This is a genomic window from Vibrio sp. OPT46, from assembly GCF_015163535.1.
Lineage (GTDB): Bacteria > Pseudomonadota > Gammaproteobacteria > Enterobacterales > Vibrionaceae > Vibrio > Vibrio alginolyticus.
The window spans coordinates 5,826-16,924 of sequence record NZ_JADDYG010000401.1; the positions used below are offsets into that span (position 1 = coordinate 5,826).

Genomic DNA, 11,099 nt, shown 5'->3' on the forward strand with positions numbered 1-11,099 from the left:
TCAAACTTGATCTAAAACAAATGTGGTTTAGGGAAGGTAGCTGTTATTCTTGTCGTACTCTCTTGACGGAACGATTCGACTCATCATGAAAAAAGCACTGTGGCTTCAGCTTTGGATTCTTTGCTTAGTTGCCTTTGCATCTTTGGCTCACGGCGCAGTTTCTGAACAAGCAGATCTGCAAGAGCAAAAAGCAGAGCAGCCACAGGTCAAGAAAAAAGTCGAAGTGGGCGTGTTAGCGATACGCGGCCATCTTTATGCCGAGCAGAGATGGCAACCGACCATTGATTGGCTCAATCAGCAAATTTCCGATGTGCATTTTGTCCTTCATCCCCTTAACTTGGATGAAATGGGCGAAGCGGTGAAGTTTCAGAAGATGAATTTCATCTTAACCAACCCAGGTCAGGCAGTGCGATTGGGCAGGCAATACGCGCTGTCGTGGATGGCAACGCTAACTAGCAGAGCCCCACAAAACTCGAATTACGGCATTGGTTCGGCGCTTGTGGTTCGAGCCAATTCAAGTTATCAAACGGTGCAAGATGTCTCAGGACGTCCCGTTGCGGCGGTATCAGAAAAAGCCTTTGGTGGTTACCTCACGATGCGCTATCAAATAGTCAAAATGGGGCTTAATCCAAACGATTTCTTTTCCGATGTCCGCTATCTTGGTTTTCCTATTGATGCCAACCTGTATCAATTACGTGATGGTAATGTGGAAGCGGCCGTCGTCCCTGCTTGTTTATTGGAACAGATGTTAAGTGAAGGGCTTTTACAACCGGGTAATTACCGAGTTTTAAATCAACAGCCGAATGAGCACTCGTTATGCGCTGTTTCCACACCGCTTTATCCTAACTGGTCATTTGCCAAAACAGAGCGCGGCTCAGCTCAGATCGCCAAACAGATTGCGCAAGTATTGTTAGCGATGCCACCTGAACACCCTGCGGTTATTGCGGCAGGCGCGTCAGGTTGGACGTCCCCCGTCAGCTTGCTGAGCATCGACAAACTTTATCAGGCGTTGGATCTCCATCCGTTGCAACAACCCTGGTGGAGTGAGGCTCTACGCTGGCTGCGTAGTCATCAAGAATGGGCATGGGCGCTGTTCATGTTTGTGATTGTGTTGAACGCGTACCACTTTTGGCTTGAGTATCGATTTAGCAAGAGTAAGCAAGCGTTGGAGCAGACATCGTTACGATTAAAAGAGAAAAGTGAACAGTTAGAACATTCACAAAGGGTCGCGATTGTCGGAGAAATCGGCACTAGTCTTGCCCATGAACTCAATCAGCCACTGGCAGCCATTCGCAACTATAGTGAAGGCGGTTTACTTCGCTTGGCCAAAAAGCGCCCTCATGAAGATATTGTCCCTGTGCTTGAGAAAATACAGGGCCAAGTTGAAAGAGCCGATGCAATTATTCAGCGATTAAGAACGTTGATTCGCAAGCGCAGTGTCGACAAAACGTCGTGCGATCTTCAAGTACTCATTGATGACACGATTGAGTTACTCCATTTTCGGATGCAGAAGCAAAACATTTCTATTGTGGCCAGTACAGAAGGGAACATTCGTCCGTTACTTGTCGATGCAGTTGGCGTACAACAGGTTTTAGTTAATGTGATCAGCAACGCGATTGATGCGTGTACTTTGTTCCAAGAGAAATATCACTCATCAGGTTATCAAGGTAAAATTGCCCTGCATTGCGATTACCAAATCAGTCAACTCTCTATTCGAGTGTTAGACAATGGTACAGGGTTGCAGCAAGAGAATCCGACTCAAGCGTTTGTGAGTAGCAAAGAAGAAGGGCTTGGGCTAGGGTTAGCCATTTGTCGCGATGTGATGGAAATGCATGGTGGCGAGTTTGTCATCAGCTCGACAGCACCACATGGTTGTTTGGTTGAGCTTGTGTTTCCATATCAAAACTAATCTGAACTAGGCATAGGAGCATTCAATGAGCAGCGGTGAAAAGCAGCTACCTGTTTTTGTAGTCGATGATGATGAATCGGTGCGTGACTCGCTCGCTTTTATGCTGGAAGAGCATGACTTCAACGTGACGACTTTTGCTGATGGGCAATCTTTTCTCGATAAAGTGAACATTCATCAGGCCGGATGCGTGATCCTTGATAGCCGAATGCCCAACCTTCGTGGTCAGCAAGTGCACCAAGTTTTAAATCAAGCCAACAGCCCGTTGGCCGTTATTTATCTGACAGGGCATGGTGATGTTCCGATGGCGGTCGATGCATTGCAAGCTGGGGCGGTCAATTTCTTCCAAAAACCAGTCAAAGGCGATGAACTGGCACGAGCCATTTTGCAGGGACAGGCGCAGTCTGCCACAAACCTCGATATGGCAGCAGCTAAATCGGCTTATGAATCGCTCACACCTAGAGAAAAAGACATTTTACGTTTGATCATTGAAGGAAAACGCAACATTCGTATTGCTGACGAACTTTGCATAGCAATGCGAACGGTTGAAGTACACCGAGCCAATCTATTGAAGAAGTTCTCGGCAAAAACCGTCGCAGAGTTGGCATATATTTATGGCAGGCTAGATTAAAGCTTAGCGAGTGAAGCCTCTTAAGGTTATTTAGAGGATACAACTTGAGCTTTATGACGACTCGCGTATTATCTTCTTCGTTCTTACTTTATCTGAATTCTTATGAGTTTGTTGACTAAACGACATCACACGCCACATAAGCGGGCAAAATGGCTACTGGCGATTATTGGCTGGGTGGTCGTTGTGTGTCTGATGCAAAATTCAGGCTTTGCATCGTCATGCTCTATGAAATATGAGACGGAATCGCCCGCGGTTTCATTTGCTGATGAGCGTTCGAGCGTCAAGTCGATTGATACTAAAGAAACCAGCAAGTGCGAATTGTCTGAAAAGTTAATTCAGTTTTCTCAACATCAACTCGATGTATTTATTGTTGTTCTGTTTGTCGGTCTTTTTGCTTCGGCAATTTGGTTGTGCAGTGCCTATATTGGTGTGCAACATTGGACGGAACCGATAGGCCGTAAGTATCGAGTCCATCTGACTTTCTGTGTGTTCCGAGAATAAAAGCGTGCTTTCTGACCACTAGCGTCAGTTATTTAGCACCTTTGTCTTTTAACTAGGAATCACTATGAATCAAATTACTAAACTGACTCAGTTTGCGTCCATGTTTTTTATGACGCTTGCTTTGAGTTTGCTCTCTCTGAGTATTTCAGCTCAAACTACTGATACAGGTTGGCTGACCAACCCGCAACATCTTCCAGTGCAAACGCGCTTTGTGCTCACTGGTCAACAAGATCCGCAAGCCAAAACAATCACTGGTTATCTGGACGTCAAGTTGGCTGGGGACTGGAAAACTTACTGGCGTTCACCTGGTGAGGGCGGCGTAGCACCATCTATTGATTGGCAGAATTCACAAAATTTATCCAAAGTGGATTGGCAATGGCCGCACCCACAAAAATTCGAACTATTAGGTATCGAGACTCTTGGGTATAAAGGCGATACTTTGTTCCCCATGACGCTGCACGTCGAAGACATGTCCAAACCTGTCACGATTGATGCGGTACTGACACTTTCTTCTTGTACGACGATTTGTGTGCTGACCGACTATCAAATTCAATTGACGTTCTTGCCTTCTGATCTAAAAGTCGATGAAGACGTGATGTTCAGTTACGCTCAAGCAGTGAGTAACGTGCCGCAGCCATCGCCGTTTATTGATGTTACTCAGGCGAGTTGGGATGCGAACCAATCGAAACTACAAATCAAGCTACAGAACAGTCAGGGTTGGCAACAACCACAAGTGCTGGTGGATGGTGTCGATGAAGCAACGCGAGACTATAGCTTCAAGCTTGAAGGAATGTATCAAGAAGGAAACATCGTCACCGCGAGCTATATCGTTGATACTTGGCTGGGCGATGTGGAGTTGGATGGTCAGTCGCTGTTTGTGACCATCAAAGACACCAATTTACTAGCAGAAGAAACCACTCAAGCAACTGCTGAGGCAATAGTTGAACCGTTGCCGAGCACGTCTCTAACGAGTGTTTTTCTATTCGCGTTGCTCGGCGGTTTAATTCTTAACATTATGCCTTGCGTTCTTCCGGTTTTGGGGATGAAGCTAAGTAGTATTGTTGCCGCTCAAGGTATCGAGCGTCGTCAAATTCGCGCTCAGTTTGTTGCCTCGTCACTTGGTATATTAACGTCGTTCTGGATTCTCGCTGGTTTTATTTTGGTGCTTAAGCTAACAGGTAATGCCATTGGCTGGGGCGTGCAATTTCAAAGCCCTTGGTTCTTAGGTTTGATGGTGTTGGTCACCACTTTGTTTGGGGCCAATATGCTGGGGCTGTTTGAAGTCCGTCTATCATCGGGTACCAATACATGGCTGGCCTCGAAAGGTGATAACTCCCTAGTTGGTCACTATGTTCAAGGTATGTTTGCTACATTGCTTGCGACGCCTTGCTCCGCGCCTTTTCTAGGAACGGCCGTGGCGTTTGCCTTGGGTGCCGACGTATTAACGTTATTTGCAACCTTTACAGCATTAGCATTGGGTATGGCACTGCCTTGGCTCTTAGTCGCTATGTTTCCAAATATCGCGCTGAAACTACCAAAGCCTGGCTCGTGGATGAATGTCGTTAAAATCGTGTTTGGCATAATGATGCTGGCGACTAGCATTTGGCTACTTTCATTAATGGCAAATCATGTACCGATGTTATGGATTGCACTTATCGCTGTGGTTGCTTTTGTTGTAATGATGGCAAGAGTTAAGAAAGTGTATGGTGAGAAAGCGCTTGCTGTATCCGGAACTGCGTCATTAGTGTTGATAGCTGGTGGCCTGTTACTTGGTAGTGTCACTGCCGACCAATGGGCGACACCGCTTCCTGAGGACTTAGCGTGGCAGAAGCTTTCTAACTCGGCGATTGAAGATCACGTCAATAATGGGCGAGTGGTGTTTGTGGATGTCACTGCGGATTGGTGTGTCACGTGTAAAGCGAACAAGATCGGTGTGATCTGGCAAGATCCTGTCTACTCATTGCTGCAAAGCCCTAATGTAGCGACGTTAAAAGGGGATTGGACACATCCGGACGGCTCGGTAACTGACTTTTTACGAGCTCATGGGCGTTACGGTGTGCCGTTTAACATCGTCTATGGCCCGGCGGCGCCACAAGGTATCCCGTTACCTGTGATTCTGACTGATGATGTTGTTTTAAGCGCGGTGAAACAAGCGAGTGGGGGAGCCATTCAATGAGTTCGACAAAGCAGCGTAGAACATTCCGATATTGGCTCATTCAAATCGTACAGATGGTGCTCATTGTCACCGCGATTTCTATCGCGATGGATTGGTATCGCACTAAAGATATTCCTAAACAGGAGTCACCACCATTGAGCTCAGTATTGAGCGATGGCGAACACTTCGATGCAATCGCGCAAAGTTATGAACAACCTGTCGTTGTTTATTTTTGGGCGACTTGGTGTCCCGCTTGTAAATTTGTAAGCCCAAGCGTGAGTTGGCTGAGTGATGACTACACCGTAGTTGGCGTTTCTGGATCGTCGGGACCGAATGAGCGTGTGGCGCAGTTTATGAGGGCAAAAGAATATCGTTTTGAAAACATAAACGATCCTTCAAGCTATATTATGCGTGAATGGAAAATTAGCGTGACTCCAACCATTTATATTTTAAGAAATGGTGAAATTTCCTCCGTCACAACTGGCGTTACCACTCCGATAGGAATACTAGCGAGAGTTTGGTTAGCTCGATAACGCTATAAAAATCCGATATTCAAAATATTGAGTATCGGATTTTTTCTTTTTATTTTCTCGCTCTAACGGGAATAATAATGTGTGCGTATGGCATACCATTCCACATCACGTATGGGCCATCATAACTTGAACCGATGGGTAGATAGTCGAGCAACACTTGGTCTAGGGTAATAATCATCATGTGTGGTTCTTCCACAATCCATTGGTTATCGTCCGTTATTCCTTCTGAAAATGGGTCGGTGTTATTGGCGCCGCCATCACTCGCTAACATGCCAAAAAGTACAATTAACTGAAATGAAATTAGTTAAATAGTCAGATTAATAAATTAAAGCTTAATTTAATAAAAATTAAAGTTTGATAAATTTAATTATAGAGTGCCTTTAAAAAGGAAGTGTTATTTAAATTTTAAATAGTAATTGATAGTTTTACTATGTTAATTTAAGTGTTCATTTATAAACATTTTTTCGTCTATTAATACGCATGGTTTAAAACATCTTGGCTGTCCTGCTTTGAAGCGTGACCAAAAGGTGATAAATAGGTGTTTTTAGTGATATGAGCTGAGTTTATTTGTAATCTATATTTTCAACACCTAATTCCCCTCGTATGGCTAATCGTATAAAACAACATTTTATCTTTATTGTTGTCACGCTAAAGCGTACTTTCTTAATTATATGATTAGTTATAAAGGTAACGAGAATGGGATTAAAAATCCGTGGCTCTGTTGGTATAAATGGCACTAATTCGAAAAATGATGTTAAAGCAGTTCAACAATTTTTAAATGATAACCAAAAGAGAATAGGTTTTACCCGACTGTTGGTTGTTGATGGCTCGTTAGGGCGGAGTCCTCATTTGTCGAAAACAGTAGAGGCAATAAAAGTGTGTCAGCGTAAGCTACTTTATATGGTAAAGCCAGATGGTCGGATCGATGTAAATGGTAGAACTCATCGTAAGCTCAATGGATTACCATCCTATAGTTCAGTGAAAAATGATCCTCATGATGCTCAAAAACTAGTAACCAAAGTGCCTTGGATGAAAACAGCGTTGGGAGAAATTGGACAAAAAGAAGTTTCAGGCACTAAGGCCAATCCAAGGATTTTAGAGTATTTTACAGCATCTAAGTTCTGGGGCACTGATGACTCTGGAGGTCAAAATGCTTGGTGTGGTTCGTTTGCCGCTTGGGTTTTTAAACAACACGGAATCACTCCAGTAAAAGAAGCTTATCGAGCAAAGGAGTGGAAGGGTTTTGGTAAAAACATCTCAGAACCTATACATGGAGCTCTAGGGATTAAATCGAGAAAAGGTGGTGGGCATGTTGCTTTTGTCGTGGGAAAGAGCCCTGATGGTAGGCATTTGTACATGTTAGGAGGAAACCAAAGCAACCAAGTCAATATAGCAAAGTACTCTATTGATGTCTGGGACAAGTTCGTAGTACCGAGTAACTACGATGAAACAAAAGGTACTTTACCTGTATATACAAAAGGCTCTGCCTTAGCAGGAACGGAAAGTTAAACATGAAGAAATTTATAAGTTTGCTAGGCTGTGTGAGCTTATCAGCTTGTGCTTCACAGGGAGTGTACTCTCAGAATGAGGTACTCAAAGATGCGATATTTCAAACGCCCTATTCTGCAGTGGTGAAAATTACAGGTTTTGAAAAGTTTGCTGAACACGAGGAAGATGTTCTCTTTAAAGTTCAAGCAGAAGTGATTCAGAAACTTCGTGGAGACGTTGGGTCTGAGATTACTTTCAGTATGTATGGCGAGCTAGGAGATGAGCCCAATATACACAATGATCCTGTCATTCTCACACTATGTCGTGATAAAGATACATATTATTGGCCTGGAACGGGGGCTGAGTTTGGGGCTAATCAAGAGAACATATTAAACGCTCAAGAAACAGCTGCTCACTTGGATACAGAACAGCGCCATTTTGCACATTGTTCAGAATGAAAAGGGTGGCGGTTGAAACGAGCGGTTACAGAGCATGTTAGTCGCCATCGTAGACAGCGTCTTTGCTGAATGATTCGTCGAGATTTTTTAGTCTTTGATTGTCAGAGGCGACTGACAAAACCATACCAACTGTGACAACCATACCGCTATTAAAGCAGGATATTATTCCTTCAACTTTGTGTTTTAGGAGTAGTCATTAGACTACCCAATAATTGTTGGAATAAATAATGACGAAACGTTGGCTTGTCTCCGCTGTGAGCATTGCGCTGCTCGGCGGTGGTACGTATTTCTATCTCCAATCTTCCGCTCAACCAGAATTACTGCCTACATTGATTGTGGAAAAAGGCACGATTGAAAAACAAGCGGTGGCTGTTGGTAAAATTGTCCCTGCACACTCCGTGTCTATCAAGTCACAAATCGACGGTATCGTCGGTGAAATTTACGCGAAAGTTGGTGAAAAGGTGAAGCAAGGCCAGCCGCTGATCAAAGTGCGTCCAAACCCAACCCCCCAAGCATTAACGGATGCATCGGCAGAACTCATGCGTAGTGAAGCCGATCTGGAATCCGCCAAACAAAAACTGTCCAACTTAGAAAGCTTGGTCAAGCAGGACATTATTCCAAGTAACTACGACGAATACGTAAGTGCGCGCTCGGCAGTCAAATCTGCGCAAGCGGACGTATTGCAAAAGCGCCAGAATCTCGAACTCATCCGCAGTGGTGAGGCGTCTATCGGTGATGCGCGTTTAACGTCGACGATCTACGCGCCAATTGATGGCACGGTACTCAACCAGAAAGTTGAGGTCGGAGAGCCGATCATCTCGACTCAATCAAGCCAAGCCGCGACTGAAATGATGTCATTGGCCGACATGAACAGTCTGATTTTTAAAGGTAGCGTCAGTGAGCATGATGCTGCGCAGTTGTCTCCGGGAATGCCCGTTATGTTGACGGTTGCGCCTTATCCTGATGTGGCGATTTCTGGTGTGCTAACCAAAGTGGCGATTCAATCTGAGAACCTTAACTCACCAGAGGGCAATGCTTCTGCAAAAAGTTTTGATAACGGTTTTGAGGTTGAAGTGGGAGAACTCAAGATCCCACAAGATGTGTTGCTTCGTTCTGGTTTTTCATCGACGGCTCAAATCATTCTGAAGAAGTCTGAAAACGTGCTCACTCTACCGGAGCGCGCTCTGCAATTTGATGGTGACGCACCGAATGTTCTGATCCCCGACAGCTCAGAACAAGGGTTTCATAAACAACCTGTGAAACTCGGTCTGTCAGATGGCATCAATGTCGAAGTGCTTGACGGCGTGGAGCTTGATGAAGAGGTTATCGACAACAGCATGATGGGAGCGGCGTATGGTTAAGCTGCAACGATCAAAAATCGCCTTTGCATTGTTGGCTGCCACGCTCAGTTTGCCGACCTACGCAATTTCTATTGAACAAGCTTGGCAACAAGCAAAGCAGAACGATCCAAATTACGAAAAAGCGAAAATCGGCGTCCAGCTTGGCGAGGTTGGCGTACAGAGTAGCCGCAGTGCGTTATTACCGGGTTTAAGTGCCAGTGCGTCAGCGGATTGGAATGAGTCCTCAAGCCATTCCAACAGTTACGGCGCTACCTTATCTCAAACTATTTGGGATAGCAGTTTGTGGTCGGAACTGGATCAAGCGAATGCCAATTATCTCAAAGCACAGTTAGAGCTATCTCAATCGCATAACGAGCTTGCGCAGAAGTTGCTCACCGCTTACCTAGATGTGGCAAGCGCACAGGGCGACCTCAAATTGGCGCAGTCCAAGCTGGAGGAGGGGAAGGAACTTCTCAACATCATTGAGAAACGCTATCGAGCAGGCAAAGTGAAGTCGGTTGATGTTGAAGAGATGCGAGCGAATCAAGTCTCTGAGCAAGCAAGTATCCTCAATGCAAAAGCCGATCTCGAAGTGAAAAAAGCAGAGCTTGCGGCGTTAATTAATCAAATGCCGGAGAGTGTCGACCAAATTCGAACGGATTCTTTAATTCAGCCTCCGATGCTGGTGGACTCTCAGGAGCAATGGCTAAAGCTGGCGAAAGACAGTAGTCCAGAGCTGTTGGTAGCGGCGCAGATGGTGAAAGCGAGCGAGTTCGCGAAAGATTCAGCTAAAGGTGGATACTACCCAACCGTCAAAGGCAGTGTGGGCTACAGCGATGGTGACAATCGTTCAAACGGCGAGTTTAACGCTGGGATTAGTTTGAGTTTGCCGATTGATCTCAATGGTGCAGTGCGAGCGAAAGTGGACGAAGCATCGTTGAACATTTTAAGCGCCAAGCAAGATATGCGTAGAGTGGAAATTGATATTCAGAAACGAGTTATTCAGCAGTTTACGCAGGTCGATATCAACTGGAATCAAGTTTTGATAGCGAACGAGCTGGTTGAGTCGCGCGCCAGAGTGTTGCAAAGCAAAGAGAAACTTTACGACGCTGGCCTGCTTGAAGTGTCGGAAGTTATCAGCGCACACAACAGCTTGTTTGAGGCGAAAAACAGTCTGCAAACCAACTTGTACAGCTACTGGCGTAAGAGAATCGGCTTACTGCAAACCGCAGGGAAACTCGATGACGATACCATGGCGTTGCTCTCTCGAGCTTTTCATTCATGAGCAGTCTATTGCAACAAACTTGGCAAACGTTGATGGCGCACCGCATGAAGAGCGTGCTGGCCATTATCGCGATTGCTTGGGGCGTGATCTCTGTGGTGGTGTTAATCGCACTTGGCGAAGGCTTTTATCGCCATCAGACCCAGTCGTTTTCATTTATGATCAACAATGTGCAAGTGGTGTTTCCGTCGAGTACCAGTAAACCGTGGCAAGGGTTAGCTTCAAGACGACAAATTGATATTCCACAAGAAAAAGTCGACATGATCAAACAGTCAGGCTTCGTGCAACAGGCGTCAAGCGTTTACGCCAAATGGGATGCGAATATCACCAATCTCAAAGGACAGAACTTATCGAGTACGGTCAGCGGTATTGATACGTCTTACTTTCCTTTAATGCAACGCAAGCTGCAATCCGGTTCGAGAAATCTGTCACCAAGTGATATGGACAACCACACTCGCGTGGCGGTGTTAGGCGATCAAATTGCGCAAATGGGCGGAATCCAAATCGGGGATAGGCTCAAAGTCAACGGCATTCCGTTTTTGGTGATTGGGATAACCGTTGGTGAGGACACTGGCATTTCATTCGGCGATAGCCGCACGGTTTTCATTCCTCAAACAACGTACCGCGATTTGTGGGATGCGAAACCTTGGATGGTATTGATGAAGCCGAGAGACGGGATGGATGCACCGTCGTTTCGACAAAATATCGTGAACTTTTTCGCCAAGCAGCTTCATTTTGACCCAAGTGATAAAGATGCGGTCGAATTACCCGATTTTAGTGAAGGTGCGGCGGTCATCAGTGGAAT

Annotated in this window: 11 protein-coding genes; 10 read left to right on the top strand and 1 reads right to left on the bottom strand. The window is 45.4% G+C overall.

Going from position 1 to position 11,099, the window contains the following annotated elements; translation table 11 throughout:
* The first annotated feature begins 85 nt into the window (after positions 1-85).
* The 5 genes from IQR33_RS18630 (at position 86) to IQR33_RS18650 (ending at position 5,726) form a co-directional block, all read left to right on the top strand.
* Complete coding sequence (locus tag IQR33_RS18630) at positions 86-1,909, top strand: sensor histidine kinase (RefSeq protein ID WP_017633877.1); 1,824 nt, start codon at positions 86-88, stop codon at positions 1,907-1,909.
* Positions 1,910-1,934: 25 nt separating this feature from the next.
* The gene (locus tag IQR33_RS18635) at positions 1,935-2,537 is read left to right on the top strand and encodes a response regulator transcription factor (RefSeq protein ID WP_017633878.1); all 603 of its coding nucleotides are present in this window, start codon (positions 1,935-1,937) and stop codon (positions 2,535-2,537) included.
* Positions 2,538-2,639: 102 nt separating this feature from the next.
* Complete coding sequence (locus IQR33_RS18640) at positions 2,640-3,038, top strand: hypothetical protein (RefSeq protein ID WP_017633879.1); 399 nt, start codon at positions 2,640-2,642, stop codon at positions 3,036-3,038.
* 64 nt (positions 3,039-3,102) lie between these two features.
* A complete protein-coding gene (locus IQR33_RS18645) occupies positions 3,103-5,214 on the top strand; it encodes a protein-disulfide reductase DsbD family protein (protein ID WP_017633880.1) in 2,112 nt (703 codons plus the stop codon).
* On the top strand, positions 5,211-5,726 hold the full coding sequence (locus tag IQR33_RS18650; RefSeq protein ID WP_017633881.1) for a protein disulfide oxidoreductase: 516 nt from the start codon (positions 5,211-5,213) through the stop codon (positions 5,724-5,726). Before IQR33_RS18645 ends, IQR33_RS18650 begins: the two co-directional genes overlap by 4 nt.
* A gap of 49 nt (positions 5,727-5,775) precedes the next feature.
* Here the strand turns inward: IQR33_RS18650 and IQR33_RS18655 are convergent, their stop codons facing one another.
* Entirely contained in the window at positions 5,776-5,997 is a 222-nt protein-coding gene (locus IQR33_RS18655; protein ID WP_017633882.1) for a hypothetical protein, read from the bottom strand.
* Between the two features lie 425 nt (positions 5,998-6,422).
* On the opposite strand from IQR33_RS18655, the gene IQR33_RS18660 reads away from it, so the two are divergent.
* The 5 genes from IQR33_RS18660 to IQR33_RS18680 all read left to right on the top strand — a co-directional run.
* Positions 6,423-7,235 carry a TIGR02594 family protein gene (locus IQR33_RS18660; RefSeq protein WP_017821644.1) on the top strand — a complete coding sequence of 271 codons (813 nt, stop codon included), beginning with the start codon at positions 6,423-6,425 and terminating at the stop codon, positions 7,233-7,235.
* A 2-nt stretch (positions 7,236-7,237) separates the two neighbouring features.
* On the top strand, positions 7,238-7,672 hold the full coding sequence (locus IQR33_RS18665; protein ID WP_017633884.1) for a hypothetical protein: 435 nt from the start codon (positions 7,238-7,240) through the stop codon (positions 7,670-7,672).
* Positions 7,673-7,899: 227 nt separating this feature from the next.
* Positions 7,900-9,033: an efflux RND transporter periplasmic adaptor subunit gene (locus IQR33_RS18670; RefSeq protein ID WP_017633885.1), complete on the top strand. Its 1,134-nt coding sequence runs from the start codon at positions 7,900-7,902 to the stop codon at positions 9,031-9,033.
* Complete coding sequence (locus IQR33_RS18675; RefSeq protein WP_193837574.1) at positions 9,026-10,297, top strand: TolC family protein; 1,272 nt, start codon at positions 9,026-9,028, stop codon at positions 10,295-10,297. Before IQR33_RS18670 ends, IQR33_RS18675 begins: the two co-directional genes overlap by 8 nt.
* The coding region (locus IQR33_RS18680) for an ABC transporter permease (RefSeq protein ID WP_193843917.1) at positions 10,294-11,099 on the top strand (806 nt) is incomplete at its 3' end. The genes IQR33_RS18675 and IQR33_RS18680, both read left to right, overlap by 4 nt.